Origin of the sequence: Pseudomonas sp. NPDC089530 (genome assembly GCF_050280705.1) — a bacterium.
Lineage (GTDB): Bacteria > Pseudomonadota > Gammaproteobacteria > Pseudomonadales > Pseudomonadaceae > Aquipseudomonas.
In genome coordinates, this window is record NZ_JBNNVU010000021.1 from 37,083 (window position 1) to 53,934 (window position 16,852).

The 16,852-nt window shown below is 59.6% G+C and carries 15 protein-coding genes; 12 read left to right on the forward strand and 3 right to left on the reverse strand.

Annotation, left to right across the window (positions count from 1 at the left end; genetic code table 11):
* The first annotated feature begins 1 nt into the window (after window position 1).
* Window positions 2–1,108 carry an agmatine deiminase gene (aguA, locus tag ACQKQA_RS11135; RefSeq protein ID WP_427556807.1) on the forward strand — a complete coding sequence of 369 codons (1,107 nt, stop codon included), beginning with the start codon at window positions 2–4 and terminating at the stop codon, window positions 1,106–1,108.
* A gap of 246 nt (window positions 1,109–1,354) precedes the next feature.
* Window positions 1,355–1,555 (forward strand): hypothetical protein, encoded by a 201-nt coding sequence (locus ACQKQA_RS11140; RefSeq protein WP_427556808.1) that lies wholly within the window; start codon window positions 1,355–1,357, stop codon window positions 1,553–1,555.
* 210 nt (window positions 1,556–1,765) lie between these two features.
* Here ACQKQA_RS11140 and ACQKQA_RS11145 read toward each other — a convergent pair whose 3' ends face one another.
* Window positions 1,766–3,850, reverse strand: a complete 2,085-nt coding sequence (locus ACQKQA_RS11145; protein ID WP_427556811.1) for a TonB-dependent receptor — start codon at window positions 3,848–3,850, stop codon at window positions 1,766–1,768.
* A 264-nt stretch (window positions 3,851–4,114) separates the two neighbouring features.
* On the opposite strand from ACQKQA_RS11145, the gene ACQKQA_RS11150 reads away from it, so the two are divergent.
* From ACQKQA_RS11150 to ACQKQA_RS11160, 3 genes are all read left to right on the forward strand, one after another.
* Window positions 4,115–4,810: a DsbA family protein gene (locus ACQKQA_RS11150; protein ID WP_427556814.1), complete on the forward strand. Its 696-nt coding sequence runs from the start codon at window positions 4,115–4,117 to the stop codon at window positions 4,808–4,810.
* A gap of 27 nt (window positions 4,811–4,837) precedes the next feature.
* Window positions 4,838–5,233 carry a nuclear transport factor 2 family protein gene (locus tag ACQKQA_RS11155; protein ID WP_427556816.1) on the forward strand — a complete coding sequence of 132 codons (396 nt, stop codon included), beginning with the start codon at window positions 4,838–4,840 and terminating at the stop codon, window positions 5,231–5,233.
* A 236-nt stretch (window positions 5,234–5,469) separates the two neighbouring features.
* Window positions 5,470–6,759, forward strand: a complete 1,290-nt coding sequence (locus tag ACQKQA_RS11160) for an OprD family porin (protein ID WP_427556818.1) — start codon at window positions 5,470–5,472, stop codon at window positions 6,757–6,759.
* Window positions 6,760–6,858: 99 nt separating this feature from the next.
* On the opposite strand, the gene ACQKQA_RS11165 is transcribed toward ACQKQA_RS11160, so the two are convergent.
* Window positions 6,859–7,260 carry a c-type cytochrome gene (locus tag ACQKQA_RS11165; protein WP_427556821.1) on the reverse strand — a complete coding sequence of 134 codons (402 nt, stop codon included), beginning with the start codon at window positions 7,258–7,260 and terminating at the stop codon, window positions 6,859–6,861.
* A 278-nt stretch (window positions 7,261–7,538) separates the two neighbouring features.
* Here ACQKQA_RS11165 and ACQKQA_RS11170 point away from each other — a divergent pair, with 278 nt between their 5' ends.
* From ACQKQA_RS11170 to ACQKQA_RS11190, 5 genes are read left to right on the forward strand one after another with little or no spacing between them, the layout of a single operon-like run.
* Entirely contained in the window at window positions 7,539–9,005 is a 1,467-nt protein-coding gene (locus ACQKQA_RS11170) for a c-type cytochrome (RefSeq protein ID WP_427556823.1), read from the forward strand.
* Between the two features lie 41 nt (window positions 9,006–9,046).
* On the forward strand, window positions 9,047–10,822 hold the full coding sequence (locus tag ACQKQA_RS11175; protein WP_427556826.1) for a cytochrome c oxidase subunit I: 1,776 nt from the start codon (window positions 9,047–9,049) through the stop codon (window positions 10,820–10,822).
* Window positions 10,819–11,493 (forward strand): cytochrome c oxidase subunit 3, encoded by a 675-nt coding sequence (locus ACQKQA_RS11180; RefSeq protein WP_427556829.1) that lies wholly within the window; start codon window positions 10,819–10,821, stop codon window positions 11,491–11,493. Before ACQKQA_RS11175 ends, ACQKQA_RS11180 begins: the two co-directional genes overlap by 4 nt.
* Before the next feature lie 4 nt (window positions 11,494–11,497).
* On the forward strand, window positions 11,498–12,208 hold the full coding sequence (locus tag ACQKQA_RS11185; RefSeq protein ID WP_427556831.1) for a heme-copper oxidase subunit III family protein: 711 nt from the start codon (window positions 11,498–11,500) through the stop codon (window positions 12,206–12,208).
* A 21-nt stretch (window positions 12,209–12,229) separates the two neighbouring features.
* On the forward strand, window positions 12,230–12,547 hold the full coding sequence (locus ACQKQA_RS11190) for a cytochrome C oxidase subunit IV family protein (RefSeq protein WP_427556834.1): 318 nt from the start codon (window positions 12,230–12,232) through the stop codon (window positions 12,545–12,547).
* Between the two features lie 48 nt (window positions 12,548–12,595).
* On the opposite strand, the gene ACQKQA_RS11195 is transcribed toward ACQKQA_RS11190, so the two are convergent.
* Entirely contained in the window at window positions 12,596–13,150 is a 555-nt protein-coding gene (locus ACQKQA_RS11195; RefSeq protein ID WP_427556836.1) for a magnesium transporter, read from the reverse strand.
* Window positions 13,151–13,390: 240 nt separating this feature from the next.
* Here ACQKQA_RS11195 and ACQKQA_RS11200 point away from each other — a divergent pair, with 240 nt between their 5' ends.
* Entirely contained in the window at window positions 13,391–13,732 is a 342-nt protein-coding gene (locus tag ACQKQA_RS11200) for a hypothetical protein (protein WP_427556839.1), read from the forward strand.
* A 547-nt stretch (window positions 13,733–14,279) separates the two neighbouring features.
* Window positions 14,280–16,163 (forward strand): acyltransferase family protein, encoded by a 1,884-nt coding sequence (locus tag ACQKQA_RS11205; protein WP_427556841.1) that lies wholly within the window; start codon window positions 14,280–14,282, stop codon window positions 16,161–16,163.
* Window positions 16,164–16,852 lie beyond the last annotated feature (689 nt).

The following is a 16,852-nucleotide window of genomic DNA, read 5'->3' on the forward strand; positions in this document are numbered from 1 at the left end:
CATGACCACATTGAAAAGCACCCCTCGCGCCGACGGCTTCTACATGCCTGCCGAGTGGGCGACGCAGACCCAGACCTGGATGATCTGGCCCGAGCGTCCGGACAACTGGCGCCTGGGCGGCAAGCCGGCGCAAGCCGCACACGTCGCGGTGGCCAAGGCCATCGCTCGCTTCGAACCGGTGACCGTGGCGGTGTCCGCGGCCCAGTATGAAAACGCCCGGGCGCGTTTGGATGTACCGAATATCCGCCTGGTGGAAATGTCCAGCGACGACGCCTGGGTCCGCGATACCGGCCCGACCTTCGTCATCAACGACAACGGCGAAGTCCGTGGCGTGAACTGGGATTTCAACGCCTGGGGCGGTTTCGACGGCGGCCTGTATTCGCCGTGGAACCGTGACTCGCAGGTGGGCGGCAAGATCCTCGAGATCGAGCGTAGCCCGCGTTACCGCACCGAGGGTTTCGTGCTCGAAGGCGGCTCGATCCATGTCGATGGCGAAGGCACGGTGATCACCACCGAAGAATGCCTGCTCAACCGCAATCGCAACCCGCACCTGAACCGTGCCGAGATCGAAGCGGTACTTGGCGCCAACCTGGCGGTGGACAAGGTCATCTGGCTGCCGGACGGCCTGTACAACGACGAAACCGACGGCCATGTGGATAACTTCTGCTGCTACATGCGCCCGGGCGAAGTGCTGCTGGCCTGGACCGACGATCCGCAGGACCCGAACTACGCGCGCTGCCACGCGGCACTGAAAGTGCTGCAGGACAGCACCGACGCCAAGGGTCGCCCGTTCACGGTGCACAAGATGCCGATCCCGGGGCCGCTGTACGCCACCGAGGAAGAGTGCGCCGGGGTCGACGCGGTGGAGGGTAGCCAGGAGCGCAATCCGTCGGTGCGTCTGGCCGGTTCCTATGTGAACTTCCTGATCGTCAACGGCGGCATTATCGCCCCGAGTTTCGACGACCCGCTGGATGCCCAGGCCAAGGCGATCCTGCAGGAGCTGTTCCCGCAGCACGAGGTGGTGATGGTGCCGGGTCGCGAGTTGTTACTGGGGGGCGGAAATATCCATTGCCTTACCCAACAGCAACCGGCGCCGCACCTGGGTTGAGTGTTGTTGTAACAGCCTGTGACGCCTAATTGACGGGCTGTTACTTGGATCCAATCGGCGATCCCCCGGCAAGCCCGCAGCCCTGATGGACTGCGGGTTTTTTTATAGCCGAAAGCAGCTAATTACGGGCCTTTGGCATAGCTCTTGTATCTGTTGTGAGGTCACTCTGAGACATGTGGAACTGCGATGTTCTGTCATAAACCTTGGATAAGTTAGCCGCTCACAAACCGGGAGAGAGCGCTGGATATGAATATGGTCAGCGAGCGGGCTTCACATCCCTTGGCATTGAATGGCGAATCGCTTCAGGCTCTGGCGCAATGGTTGAAGTCCAACGGAACGCGACAGGTGAGGGAAACCGATCCGCGCCGGATGATTCTCGATCGTTACCCTGCTGGTTTGTTCAGCGAAGCAGAGCTCGAAGCGCTGTGGGATGTGTTGGAAAGATAAACAAACAACGGATTGGTCAAAGCGCTGCCTGGATGGCGGCGCTTTTTTTTGCGCGGAGTTTGTTGCAAACGGGTGGTCGATACGGGCTTGCCGTGAGGGGAACATCGCGGTTTGTCTGAGGCACCGCGTCATCGTTTATCGCGGGCAAGCCTCGCTCCTACAGAAGCCACAATTCTGTAGGAGCGAGGCTTGCCCGCGATGGTCTGCGTTTTAGAAGCTGTAGGTCCCGGTCACCACCAGGCTGCGGGGTTCGCCCGGCTGGATCTGCGCGGCGCTGGTGGCAGACCCGTAGTACTCGCGGTCGGTGAGGTTGGTCAGGGCCGCGCGCAGGTCCCAGTCCTTCTGGCGGAAGCCCGCCAGGGCGTCCCAGCGGCCGTAGCCCGGCAGCACCACGGTGTTGGCATTGTCGGCATAGCGGTCGCCCACCAGGGTCAGGCCGGTTTCGGCGTACCAGCCCAGTTCCGGTTTCCAGGTCACGAACAGGCTGGCGTTGCGCTTGGCCACATCGTTGACGCGCTTGCCTTCATTGCCGTTGTCGTCCTTGACGATAGTGGCGTCTTGCAGGCCGATGCCGCCACGCACATACCAGTTGCCGACCACATTGCCGGTGGCGGTGAGTTCGATACCGCGCGAACGCTGCAGCCCCGTCATCAGGTAGGTCCCCTTGTTCAGCGGATCCTCGGTGCGACGGTTGTACAGCTCGATTTCGTAAAGGGCGAGGGTGGTGCTCAGGCGCTCGTCGAGCCACTCGCTTTTGACCCCGACCTCTTTCTGGCGAGTCAACTCGGGATCGGTCTGGTTGGTGTTGCCTTTGGCTCCCGGAGTGATGCCGATAAGGCCGCCTCCGACCGGGGAGAAGGATTTGCTCCAGGAAGCGTAGAACGAGTGATCTTTCCACGGTGTGTAGACCACGCCCACACGTGGGCTGGTACTGGTGCTGTCCTGTTTTTCCCGCAGGCCCGAAAGCTTGCTGGTGGTTTCCACCTCGAAACGGTCGAAGCGTACGCCGGCCAGCAGTTGCCACTGATCGTTCAGGCGGATCTGGTCCTGCAGGTACAGACCGGCGCTGTCGACATAGGTCAGGTTGTTGCTGAACGCCTTCAGCGTACCGTTGTGCTGGTTGCCTGGGGTGGAGCCGCTCAGCGGCGCCGGGGGCACGCCGACGCCCTGATTGAGCAGCGAGTGGCGGCGCTGCTCGCCGACCTCCAGGCCCGCCAGCAGCGTGTGCTCGATGTCGTAGGTCTGCACATGGCCTTCGAGCTCGACGGTGTTGTACAGGTTGCGGGTGCTCAGGTCCTGCTGCCAGCGCTGGCGGTCTACCAGGCCCGTAGCCGGTTTATAGGCGGTCAGGTAGGTGTTATCGAAATCGCTCTCCAGCTCGAACAGGCTGAAGGTATGGCGCAGTTGCCACTGTTCGTTCAGGTCATAGTTCAGGCGCGAGCGCAGCGACTGGGCGCGGTCGTCGATGTAGTCGCGCTGGGTGTCGCCGTAGGTGGTCTTGCGGCTGACGTCGGCCGGGCGCCCGGTCAACGGGTTGCCCGGGATGCCGCGGTCGGGGGTGCGGTCGTAGCGGCTGTACTCGTACTGCACCAGCCAATTGAGTTCGGGGGTCAGCTGCCAGCTCATGGACGGGGCGAACAGTTGGCGGTGATTGCCGTCGATGCCGTCGCGGAAGCTGTTCTTGTCCTCGTTGCCCAGGTTCAGGCGCAGGCTGATGGTGTCCGTCGGGTCGGCGCTGAGGTCGGCATACAGGCTGCGCAGGTCTTCGCTGCCGCCCTGGACCTCGACGCTGGAGCGCCGGCCGGCTTCGGGCAGCTTGCTCACCCGGTTGACGATCCCGCCCTGGCTGCCACGGCCGTAGAGCACCGCCGCCGGGCCCTTGAGCACCTCGATGCGCTCGATGTTGTGCAGGTCGCGCACGTACTGGCTGTCGTCGCGGACGCCGTCGAGGTAGAAGTCGTTGCTGGCGTCGAAGCCGCGGATGCGCACGCTGTCGAAGCGGGTGTCGGCGCCGCTGCTGACGTTGGGAACGCCGCTCAAGGCGGTGCCCAGGTCGTTGGTGCCGTAGTCCATCACGTTGCTGGTCTTCACCGAGTCGATGGCCTGCGGCACGTAGCGCACTGGCGTGGCGGTACGGGTCGCGGTGCTGACTGCCTTGACCCGCGGATCTTCGGCGTCGGTTTCCGCGTTGATGGAGGTGGCCGGCAGCGTGGTTGGGGCCGCCAGGGCGAAGCCGGCGGTCAGCGAGGCGCAGAAACCAAGGGTGAGGGGAGTCAGGCGGAAGGGGGCAGGCATGAACAAACGCATCCAGAAGGGTGGGGAAGACAATCGGCGCGAATGATAATGCTTGTTATTTGCTCTCGTTAATTATTCGTGAAAAGTTCCCCGGATGGATTGTTTCAATTTATTTCATGGCTGACATGAAAGGGTCATGAAGCGCTTACACGCCGATTCGACCGATTCGCGCAACAGACTAAAAGCCATTCCAGCGTTTTTCGCCGCGGGCCGCCGGCATAGTCTGCCGCCATCGAATCCATCGGCCTTTTCCCGGAGCTTTGCATGTCGGCAGCCACTCTTCATTACATCTACGATCCGTTGTGCGGCTGGTGCTACGGCGCCAAGCCGCTGGTGCAGGCGGCCCAGGCGGTGCTGCCGGTGGTGGCCCATGGCGGCGGCATGATGACCGGGCGCAACTGCCAGCCGGTTTCGCCGCAACTGCGCGACTACGTCATGCCCCATGACCGGCGCATTGCCGAGTACACCGGGCAGCCGTTCGGCGAGGCCTACTTCGAAGGGCTGCTGCGCGACCATACGGCGATTTTCGACTCGGCCCCGCCGATTGCCGCGGTACTGGCGGCGCAGGCCCTGGCCGGGCGCGGCCTGGAATTGCTCGGGCGGCTGCAGACGGCGCACTACGTCGAAGGGCGGCGCATCGCCGATGTCGAGGTGTTGCTGGAACTCGCCGAAGGCCTGGGTTTCGAGCGCGGCGAGTTCGAGGAAGCCTTCGAGTACGCCGCGGCGAACAGCCTGAACGAACACATCAAGGCCAGCCGCGGTTTGTTGGCCAGGGTCGGTGGCCAGGGTTTTCCGACCCTGGTGCTGGAGCAGGACGGCCAGTTCAAGCTGATCGACATCAGCCCCTGGCTGGGCAAGCCGCAGGCGTTCGCCGACTGGCTGCGCGAAGCCTTCGGTGCGCCCGCGGCCGAAGTCGCGCCCGTCCTGCAGGCCTGTGGCCTGGACGGTTGCACCCTTTGAACCCCCACTCAATTTGCGGAGTCATCCATGGATAACCTGGCACTGATCAAAAGCACCTACGAAGGCGCCAACTCCCAGGAAAACGCGCGCAACACGGCCGCCGCCCTGGCCGCCGATGCGCGCTGGACCGAGGCGGCGGGGTTTCCCTATGCCGGTACTTACGTCGGCTTCGATGCGATTGTGGAGAATGTCTTCAAGCGCCTGGCCACCGAGTGGGAAGGCTTTGCCTTCACGGTCGAGAACTATGTGGCCCAGGGCGACAAGGTGTTCGCCTACGGCAATTACAGCGGCGTCTATAAATCCACGGGCAAGCCGCTGAACGCCCGTGTGGCTCACTTGTGGACCCTGAAGGATGGCAAGGTCACGCACTTTGAACAGTTCGTCGACAGCCATACCGTGCAACTGGCCATCAAGGATTGCTGAGTTCTTAGACGAATTTCGCCTATTTTCAGACGATTCTTGAAATTGACACATTGTTCGGGGCGCAGATAGGATTCGCGCCAACGCCTGTGGCCAACGGCCATAACAAAAAAATAAATAAAGGCCCGCCGCGATTTTTCGTGGGCGGGTCTTTTCGTTCTGGCCCGAAAAAAGAGCGCTTAAGCGCCGTTTCCAAGGAGCACCACAGCGCGTCATCAACCCGTAATAAGGAAAATAAAATGTTGAACAAGCGGATCGGTCTGATCGCACTGGGGATTCTGAGCGCTACTCAAGCCATGGCAAACGACCAGGCTGAATCGAAGGGGTTTGTCGAAGACAGCAGCCTGAAAATCCTGCTGCGTAACGCCTACATCAATCGCGACAAGAAAGACCGTAACGATGACCAGCGCGAATGGGGTCAAGCGGCCATCGGCACCTTCTCGTCGGGCTTCACCCAAGGCACCGTGGGCGTGGGCGTCGACGCCTTCGGCCTGTACGGCCTGCGCCTGGACAAAGGCAGCCACAGCGGCGGCCAGGGCATCGACTTCTTCAAGCCAAGCGAAAGCGGTAACAAGACGCCGGCTGGCGACCTGGCCAAGGCCGGCGCGGCGGTCAAGTTCCGCCTGTCCAACACCGTCCTGACCTACGGCGACCAGATGCCGGCCCTGCCGGTGCTGAACTACGACAACGGTCGTCTGCTGCCGGAAAGCTACACCGGTACCCTGATCACCTCCAAAGAGATCAAGGGCCTGGAACTGAACGCCGGCCGTTTCACCGCCGAGTCGCGTAAGAGCGCCGAAGGTCGTGACAGCGGCGGCCTGAAGTCGATCAACGTCCTGGGCGGCAGCTACCAATTCACCGAACAGTTCAAGGGCTCGCTGTACGCTTCCGACGTCGAAGACGTGCTGAAGAAGCAGTACGTAAACCTGAACTACGTGTTCCCGCTGGCCTCCGACCAGTCCCTGACTCTGGACTTCAACGGCTACCGCACCAAGCTGGACAAGTCCTATGCCGAGTTCAAGAACGCCGGCGGCCAGGACAACAAGATCTGGAGCCTGGCGGCGACCTACGCCACCGGCCCGCACTCGTTCACTCTGGCACACCAGCGCAGCACCGGCGACAGCAACCTGGGCTATGCCTACGGCGGCTACCAGAAAGAGCAGCGCCGCGTGGGCGATGGCGGCAACACCATCTACCTGGCCAACTCCTACTGGTCCGACTTCAACGCCGAAGACGAGCGCAGCTGGCAGCTGGGCTACGGTCTGGACTTCGGCGCCTTCGGCGTACCGGGCCTGACCTACAACGTGGCCTATGTGCGTGGCGACAACATCACCACCTCCACCTCCACCGGCGGTACCGAGCGCGAAATCTTCAACCAGTTCAAGTACGTGGTCCAGAGTGGCCCGGCCAAGGACCTGAGCGTGAAAGTACGCAGCTCGATCCTGCGCGTGTCGCAGAAGTCCAGCGAATACAACGACAGCGGCAACGAGCTGCGGGTGTTCGTCGACTACCCGATCAACGTGTTCTGATGCACGCCTGATCGCGGCCTGAGACCAGGCCGGTGTCGAAGAAAAAGCCCCGACTGGTTCGGGGCTTTTTTGTGGGTGACGGTATCGAGGGCAGGGGGCTTACTGCTGCGTACCCTCTGCCTGAAAGGTCTGCAGGTAGGCCAACAGGTTGTCGACTTTCTCCACATCGCTCAGCCCCCAGAAAATCATCCGCGTACCGGGCACCACGCCCTTCGGATCTTCGAGGTAGGCCACCAGCTTGTCGCGGGTCCAGACGATGCCGGAGGACTTCATCGCCTCCGAGTACTGATAGTCCGCCACGCTCCCCGCTGTGCGCCCGACAACGCCATTGAGTTGCGGCCCGAAAGAGCTGCGCACCGAAGGCCCGATATTGTGGCAGCCGCTGCAGATGCGCTTGAACAGCTTGCCGCCGGCTTCGGCATCGCCTGCTGCATCTGCCTGGGCATGGAGCGACAGCAGGCTGAGCATCAGGACCAGGGTCAGGGCGGCGGGGTTTTTCATGTTCGGCTCCGGATCGGATGTGGCGGGTAATAAAAACGGAGGCTATTTGAGCATGACAGGCGGGTGTGGGGGATGGGTTGATCGGCATCAGGGGAGATAGACGGGGGGAACCGCTGCAATCTCCCCCTCTTGATGCGCACTATACTTTTATGAAATTTGCCCCGGGGATAGAGGCAATTTTCCAACAGGCTTGGGAGGTGGATAAAGCGATGTCATGCAGCGGCCTGGCGCCGTTGCGTGGGCATGGCCATAGAACAACAGGCACAGGATGAAGAGAAATGGCGATAGCAATCATCTTAGTTCTAGTCGTTGTCGCCTCAGTCCTGTTCCATCTGTTTGCGCCTTGGCAGATGACGCCGGCCGCCTCCAACTGGGGGTCGATCGATACCACGCTGTTGATCACCCTGATCATCACCGGAATCTTTTTCGTCGCCATCACGCTGTTCATGGCCATCGCCGTGATTCGCTTCCGTCACCGGGAAGGTTCCCGGGCGCACTACCAACCGGAAAGCAAGAAGCTGGAAGGCTGGCTGATCATCCTTACCTCGCTGGGCATCGTCGGCATGTTGGCTCCCGGCCTGGTGGTCTACAACGATTTCGTCCATGTGCCGCAGGATGCGGCTCAGCTCGAAGTGTTCTCCCAGCAGTGGCAGTGGGCGTTTCGCTTTCCTGGCCGTGACGGAAAACTGGGCAGGTCGGATGTCAAATGGATCGACGCCGCCAACCCCTTCGGTCTGGACCGCAACGATCCGGCGGCTCAGGACGATGTACTCATCCTGAACAATGAAGTGCGCCTGCCCATCGACCGGCCGGTAAAAGTCCTGCTGCGCTCGAAGGATGTACTGCACGATTTCGATGTCCCGCAGATCCGCGCCAAGATGGATATCGTTCCGGGCATGGTGTCCCACTTCTGGTTTACCCCGACCAAGCTCGGCAAGGTTGAAATACTGTGCGCGGAGTACTGCGGCGTGGGGCATTTCAATATGCGCGGCCATCTGGTGGTCGAGGAGCAGGAGGCCTTCGATCGATGGCTCGCCAGCCAGCCGACGTTTGTCCAGACGCTGGCAAGCGCCGCCGCGCCCAGCCAGGAGAGCCTGCTGGAAAAAGGCCGCCAACTGGTGGAAAGCCACGGCTGCCGCGCCTGCCATAGCCAGGATGGCAGCACCAGCCTGGGCCCGACCTGGAAGGACCTGTACGGCCGCTCGGAACAGCTTGCCGATGGCAGCAGCGTCCAGGTCGACGAGGCCTACCTCAAGGAGTCGATCCTCGAGCCCAATGCCAGGCGGGTGCAAGGCTATCCGCCGGTGATGGTTGCCTATACTTTCACTCAGGATGAACTGGGCGCCTTGGTGGGCTTCATCAAGTCGCTGAGCGCTGCCGGGCAGAAGGAACAAGGCCCTGCCAGTGCAACTGACGACCGGGTAGCGCAGGGACAGCAACTGGCCCAGGCGCTGGGTTGCCGGGCCTGCCACAGTGTCGATGGCAGCCAGGGCATCGGCCCGAGCTGGAAGGGTTTGTTCGGCAAGACCGAAACCCTGGCGGACGGCACTCAGGTCAAGGTCGACGAGGCTTATGTGCGGGAGTCCGTGCTCAAACCCGGCGCCGCGATCGTCAAGGGTTATGCCGCGGTGATGCCGGTCTTTACCCCCAGTGACAAGGAACTGGATGCCCTGGTCGCCTTTATCAGGTCGAACGCTGATGCCGACGCTGATACCGGCAAGGTGAAACCAGGCAAGTCGCCCTGAATAGCCGGGAATACTCCTGAACCGATCCGGAGGATGACCTGATGGCTTATGTGGAGCATGCAGAGACAGACGTCCTGCACGAGCCGAAGAGCTTCTTCACGCGCTATATCTGGAGCCAGGACCACAAGGTCATCGCCCTCCAGTATTCCTTGACGGCCATCTCCGTGGGGCTGGTCGCCCTGGTGCTGTCCGGCCTGATGCGCATGCAGATCGGCTTTCCCGGCAGCCTCGGGTTCATGGATGCCGGCACCTATTATCAGGCGGTGACCATGCACGGCATGATCATGGTCATCTACCTGTTGACGGCCCTGTTCCTGGGCGGTTTCGGCAACTACCTGATTCCGCTGATGGTGGGCGCCCGGGACATGGTCTTTCCCTACGTCAACATGCTCAGCTACTGGTTCTACCTGCTCTCGGTCCTGGTGCTGCTTTCCAGCTTTTTCGTCCCGGGCGGGCCCACTGGGGCGGGCTGGACCCTCTATCCGCCACAGTCGGTGACCCCGGGCACCCCGGGTACCGAATGGGGCATCGTGTTGATGCTGGTGTCGCTGGCGATCTTCATCGTCGCCGCCACCATGGGCGGCCTGAACTACGTGACCACCGTGCTGCAGGCCCGGACCCACGGCATGACCCTGTTCCGCATGCCGCTCGCCGTCTGGGGCATCTTCATGGCCTCGATCATGGCCCTGCTGGCGTTCCCCGCCTTGTTCGTCAGCGCTGTGATGATGCTGTTCGACAAGCTCCTGGGCACGAGCTTCTTCATACCGGCGGTGATCTCGATGGGGCAGCAGCTCGCGCACCAGGGCGGCAGCCCGATCCTGTTCCAGCACCTGTTCTGGTTCTTCGGCCATCCGGAGGTCTACATCGTCGCCCTCCCGGCGTTCGGCCTGGTCTCCGACCTGATCAGCACCCATGCGCGCAAGAACATCTTCGGTTACCGCATGATGGTCTGGGCCATCATCGCTATCGGCGTGCTGAGCTTCGTGGTCTGGGCGCACCATATGTACGTCAGCGGGATGAACCCGTACTTCGGCTTTTTCTTCGCCATCACCACCCTGATCATCGCGGTGCCCACCGCGCTGAAGGTCTACAACTGGGTGCTCACCTTATGGCATGGCGACATCCACCTGACGGTGCCGATGCTGTTCGCCCTGGCCTTTATCGTCACCTTCCTGGTCGGTGGTCTCACCGGGCTGTTTCTCGGCAACGTGATCGTGGATATCCCGCTGTCGGACACCTACTTCGTCGTGGCCCACTTCCATATGGTCATGGGGGTCGCGCCGATCCTGGTGGTCTTTGGCTCCATCTATCACTGGTTCCCGAAAATCACCGGGCGCCTGCTGAACGACACCCTGGGCAAGCTGCATTTCTGGGTGACCTTCCTGGGGACCTACTGCATTTACTTCCCCATGCATTACCTGGGGTTGCTGGGCATGCCTCGCCGGTATTACGACTATCCGAACTACGAGTTCATCCCGCAATCGGCCCATGAGCTGAATGCGTTCATCACCGTTGCCGCGCTGACGGTCGGCGTGTTCCAACTGCTGTTCCTGTTCAACCTGTTCTGGAGCGCCTTCAAGGGCAAGCCGGCGGGCCCGAACCCCTGGGGCGCGGCCAGCCTGGAATGGCAGACCCCGGACACCCCGCCGGTGCACGGCAACTGGGGGGCGAAGCTGCCGGTGGTGCACCGTTGGGCCTATGACTACAGCGTGCCCGGGGTCGAGCAGGACTTTGTGCCGCAGACCGTCTCCGCCGAGGAACTGGAGCAGATGAGGCAGCACAGCGCGCAAGTCAGGATCGCGGGCGACAGACCATGAACGGGCAGCTCTTGAAAAACACCGAAAGCGCTGGCGCCGGAGGCCGTTGGAGCCCGCCGCCGGAAGGCGTCGACAAGGCGCAAACTGCCAAAGTGGGCCTGCGGGTATTCCTCGGGGTGGTGACCTCGCTGTTCCTGCTCTTGCTGCTGGCCTTCATTACCCGCTCGCAGGTGGCGGACTGGCAGCCGCTGACCGAGCCCCTGGCGCCCCTGGCCAGTACCCGGCAACTGTGGTTGAACACACTCCTGCTGGCCCTGGGCAGCATCGGCCTGCAGTGGGCGCGGGTGGCGGCCCGGCGTGGCGCCTTGCACGGCGCCAGCCTTGGCTTCGCCCTGGGCGGGGTCTTTGCGATCGCCTTTCTGGGGGGGCAACTCTGGGTCTGGAAGCAGTTCGTCGATTGGGGCTATTTCGTCTCCGGCAACCCGGCCAACAGCTTTTTCTACCTGCTGACCGGTGTGCATGGGCTGCACCTGTTGGGAGGGCTGGTGGCCTGGGGCAGAACCGGCGTCAGGTTCCTGCGGCACGTTCCGTTGTCGCGACTGGAGCCCAGCGTGGAGCTCTGCGCCATCTACTGGCACTACCTGCTGGGGCTGTGGATCGTCCTCTTCGCCCTGCTGACCAGCACCCCGGAAACCTACCAACAGATCGCCGCCTTCTGCGGCCTGAGGTGAAGCCATGGCATCGCCCTCGGCAATTCCTCCGGAAGACCCTGTCCCGTCCCCACCCGACACGCTGGTACCGGGATGGCAGGGCATCGCCGACGACTGGGCGTCGGACCGGGACGCCTTCAAGCAGGTGCCCTGGGGCAAGGTGATGATGTGGATCTTCCTGCTCAGCGATACCTTCATCTTCACCTGCTTCCTGACTGGCTACATGTCGGTACGCATCAGCTCCACCGTGCCCTGGCCGAACCCCAGCGAAGTGTTCGCCTTGACCATCGGTGGCGCAAAGATCCCGCTGATCCTGATCGCCATCATGACCTTCGTGCTGATCAGCAGCAGCGGCACCATGGCCATGGCGGTGAACTTCGCCTATCGCCGGGTGCGCAGCAAATGCGCCGCGCTGATGCTGGCGACCGCCGCTTTCGGCGCGACCTTCGTCAGCATGCAGGCATTCGAGTGGAGCAAGCTGATTGCCGAAGGCGTACGCCCCTGGGCGAACCCCATGGGCGCGGCGCAGTTCGGCGCCAGCTTTTTCATGATTACCGGGTTCCACGGGCTGCACGTGTCGGTGGGTGTCATCTACCTGTGCATCGTCGCCTTCAAGGTCTTGCGCGGGGACTACGAGCGCTCCGGCAACTATCAGATCGTCGAGATAGCCGGGCTGTACTGGCACTTCGTAGACCTGGTGTGGGTATTTATCTTCGCGTTCTTCTATTTATGGTGAGCCTGTAGAGGAGTACTGGCGATGGCACATGCACAAGGCCAACAACATCCGCTCGGCCTGTACCTGAAGATCTGGGGGCTGTTGTTCGTACTCAGCACCCTGTCCTACCTGGTCGACTATTTTCACTTCCACGGCTACTACAGGTGGTCGCTGATCGTGGTGCTCATGTTGTTGAAGGCCGGCCTGATCGTGTCCATCTTCATGCACATGGCCTGGGAGCGCCTGGCACTGGTCTACGCCATACTGGTGCCGCCCTTGTGTCTGCTGGTGCTGGTCGGCCTGATGGCTGCCGAGGCGGACTACGTGTTCTTCACCCGAGGGATCTTCCTCGGGCAATGACAGGCTTCCGCCGCCGGCATCCAGGTGCTGGGGGACTTCAACTGCGGCCTAGATCGTGCGCTTGAACTGATGCCATCTCTGCAGCCAGGCCACTATCCAGTGGGGAGCCGCCGCGCCGGTACCGGCGACCTGCAGCTGTGGATGGCCTTTGATGACCCGGTCCAGTATCGATTCCTGGTTGGGTTCGACATCCACGAAGAAGATGTACTCGTCGTCCTTTATCTTCGCTTTCAGGTTGCGGAAGTGGGTATTGGGCACCTGAATGCCAAAGAAGCCGCCTTCCCAGATACAGAACCCCAGTATCACCACCGTCAGGAAGATGAATGGCATCCAGCCTGCCACGGTCTCGGTCCATCCGGCCAGATAGGCTCCGATCAGGACCAGGGCGGCGAGCGGTATGCCAATGGCCGCGCCGATCTCGCCAGAATGCACGACGTCCTGCTTCATGAAGGAGTTCACGTCATGCAGGTGATGCTGTTCCACGTCGGCATCCCGATCGCTGAGCACATGAATCTGCTCGGTGCTGATACCGCTGGCTTCCAGCTCGGTTTCAACGGTTTCCAACTCGTCGAGGTTGTCGCTGATGTAAAAGTGTCGGTTCATGAGTCACCTCCTGCCAGACATTCGCAGTGACCCCCGTTTTGCTGCGGCCGTTAGCTGAAATACCAGGACGTCAACCCGCCTTTGCGGATGACATGGCACGCTTGTCGCTAACGAAAAAAGTATAGCACCGCCCTTTACGGCTCCTTGACGGCCCGCAGTAACGGTTCCCCGCCCGTTGTCTAATATTTGAACAGGAGATCTGGCAGTTCCCAAAGTGACTACGTCAGGAGGTTCCTCACCATGAATACCCTAACCATCAAAGGCTGGTGCAAAACCAGCGACGCCCTGAGGTCGAGCCCGATAGGAGAGATCCATTTCCACGTCAGCAACGCCGACCATCTGCGTCTGGAACAGGCCGAAGAGCGGCTGCAACAGACCCAAGAGCCAGAAATGATGATCGATGTGGATATGAGCACAATGGAGTTGATCACCCCCGAGGAGTGCGGCCCCCTGTCCGACTGCCAATTGCGCGTCTACCTGAGCAAAAGCGACCAGCGCGGCCAGTTCCACCTGGTCGGGCATCGGCAGAGCGACGGCAGCCTGGTCTACACCAATGCGGTGATGATCGACCAGTTGGGGTGATTTCCCCGGCCGAGGGGAAAAGCGAGGCAAGTGCGGACACGCACAAACAAAAGAGGCCCACCTTGCGGTGAGCCTTTTTCGTTGAATCCATGGTGCCAGCACCAGGAATCGAACCTGGGAGCTACTGATTAAGAAGAGTTGGCTTTCTGCTTATAAATCAAACGATTGGTGTTCAGTTTTTATGTAAATGCAATGTTGGCTACCGGGTTTGTTGTTAAGCCCGGTAGGCTTGTTACGCATATTTCGCAGATACGCTGTGTTAGGGGCATGGCAAACATCATGCCCGGAAGTAGCTCAAGCTTCCGGATAATGTCCATCAGATTTGGATGAATAGTATGTGGTGGCATTAGGGAGCCACTCGTTACTGGACCCTCGTGCCTGCGTTGGAATCTAGTAGCCTGTGGCGACGCGCGAAAAGGGTGCGGGTATTACAAAGAGCGTTGGGTGTTATAGAAACGAAATTTTCTGACGGTGTCTGGTGATTCGCGCTGATTTCCTGTAGAAAGCCGCCAGCTTATGGCTGGCTTAGGCCGTTATCGGAGGGGCGATGAGTGCAGTAGACGGGCAGAGAGATGATATACAAGGGCTAAGAGCACTGGCTGTTCTGGCGGTTATAGTGTTTCACGTCAACCATAATTGGTTACCAGGCGGATTTATTGGTGTAGATGTTTTTTTTGTTATCTCCGGATATCTTATAACGCGTATCGTGCTCGAGAAGAAAGCACAGGGCACTTTTAGTTTCATGTCTTTTTACGCTTCGCGCGTGCGCCGTATAGCCCCCGCATATATTTTTCTGCTGGCCATGATCGCTGCAATAATGGCTGTGCTGCTCATACCCAGGGACTTCGACTCCTTTTACGAGTCTCTTAAGTCTGCGGCTTACTTCAATAGCAATAGCTATTTCAACAAGAGCAACGATTATTTTGCCCCGGCCTCGCATGAGCTTCCTTTGCTTCATACCTGGTCACTTGCTGTGGAGATGCAGTTTTATCTTTTTCTACCTGCCTTGATAGTTTTGACGCCTACCCGCTTCATCAAGTTCATGATTGCCGCAATTGCAGCAGCGTTACTCATTTACTCCGAATTCTTGCTGTTCAAAGGTGAGAAGCAAAGCGTGTATTTTTCACTGTTGGCACGTGTGCCTGAATTTTTGGTGGGAAGTTTGCTGGCTGCCACGAAGGTCGATAAAGGGGCTGGTGGATTTAACAGTTTGAAAGCATGGGTGGGTGTAGCACTTATAGCATTCAGTTTTCTTTTCATATCGGAGGCTTCAGCCTTTCCCGGTGTTCTCTCTCTGGCGCCGAGCATTGGCACAGCACTTTTAATCAGCGCTCGCGGCAGCATGATCAATCGGTGGCTTGCTAGCAGAATAATGATTCTAGTAGGCGGTATGTCATATTCGCTTTATTTATGGCATTGGCCGATTTTGGCAGGGCTTCGTTACTATCTAGAGGTCTACGAATTGCCCTTGGGGGCGCTCGCCATATTTGCCATCCTTACGCTTGCGATGTCTTTCTGTTCTTACTATTGCATCGAGAGCCCTTTGCGCCACTCGGCAGGCAGAAAGGGAAGTCTCAAGCGGGTTGCCCTTTTCGCCGTGGCTGTTACTACCGTGCTTGCAGCCAAGGCAGTGAACCCTGTCATGGTAACCCCGTTGGCGGTTGAACTTACGCGCTATGCTGCGCCCGAAACGATCTGCCATAGCCAGATCGTTGGCGAATGTATCCGCGGTGACCACCAGGCCTCAAAAGAAATTCTATTGCTCGGTGACAGTCATGCCGCACAGCTGAACTATTTCGCCGACGTTGTAGGGGAGTCGCTCCACGCGCGGATAAGAGTAATTACAGCCAGTAACTGTGTTCCGATAGAGGGGTTTGATAAGGAACGTATCCCCGAATATTCCAGAGTGGATTGTGCCAATCAGACCTTGGCGGTACGTAAATACCTGGAGTCGGCTGATGCCATATTGCTGGCTGGCATGTGGCAGTATCACTCTTCAAGTGAACAGTTCATGATCGCGCTTGAGAAATTTGTCAGCGAAGTATCATCACGCGACCAGCCTCTAATTGTGTTGGCGCAAATTCCAATGCTGACGTCGAACGTACAGAGAATGCATCGCTTTAACGAACTAGGCGGCTCAAGGGTAGCTCACATAGAGAAAACCTGGGCACCCTCGAACCTGCGCGTCAAAACGCTTGTATCACGGTATCCAAACGTGGCCTTCTTTGACCCCACTTCGCTTGCTCTGTTTGCCACGCCACCAATAGCAGATGGTCGATTGATCTATCATGACAACCATCATCTGAACGAGGTTGGGGCGAAAGCGTATGGCATGGCTGCGAGGGATCTCCTGGCAAGGGAACTAAGCCAGGTTCAGGAGGGGGCATCTGAGAGAAAGCTCGCTCGCTTGCAGCGATCAGCTCCAAACTGAGCAAAGTGTTCAGAAGGTAATGCTCCCCTGAGTGGGACTAAACGCTTGATGAAATTGCTGGATGGGAGAGTTAATTCAAGTCCCGCTTTGCGTCTCTCTTTTATCCAGCGCTCTAGCCACATGCTAGAGGGTGGTCGTGCCTCATGTGCAGTAAGTGCATCTACACCCGGATTACTGCCGTCACTGTGGCTGAGCAGTCAGGAATAGCATTGTCGGCGGGTACTGTGGGTCAGCGAAGGTCGTTCTTCGACGAGTTGGGGCGGGGGGCAGGGGGCTGTGCTCGTATCGAAGCTGGGTGATGGACATGAACAGCGCTTTTGACCTGGCGGGTCGCTAGCATTGTCCAATCGCGTGGGGGGGCTACGACCTTTCCTAGGTGGTGGCCAAATAAGGCTGGGAAGTGATTGACCGGTTCCGAGTCGATAAAGGTCATCAAGCAGATGGCAGACGGTTACCGGGATTGCGAGTTCTTTTTCCAGAAGATCAAGAGCGTCTTTCGCGGTAATCCGTGAAGAACCAAAAAAAGGCCTGCATCGCTGCAGGCCTTTGACGTATCTGGCACCGGCACCAGACGAACGGTATGTTTCGGCGAGACTAGGTTTTTCGGGCGTCTGGCGTTCGGTGGAGTCGAACTCGGGTTTGTTTAGAGGTCAGCACGTTGTCAATCTGCAAGTAATTCAGAGCCACAT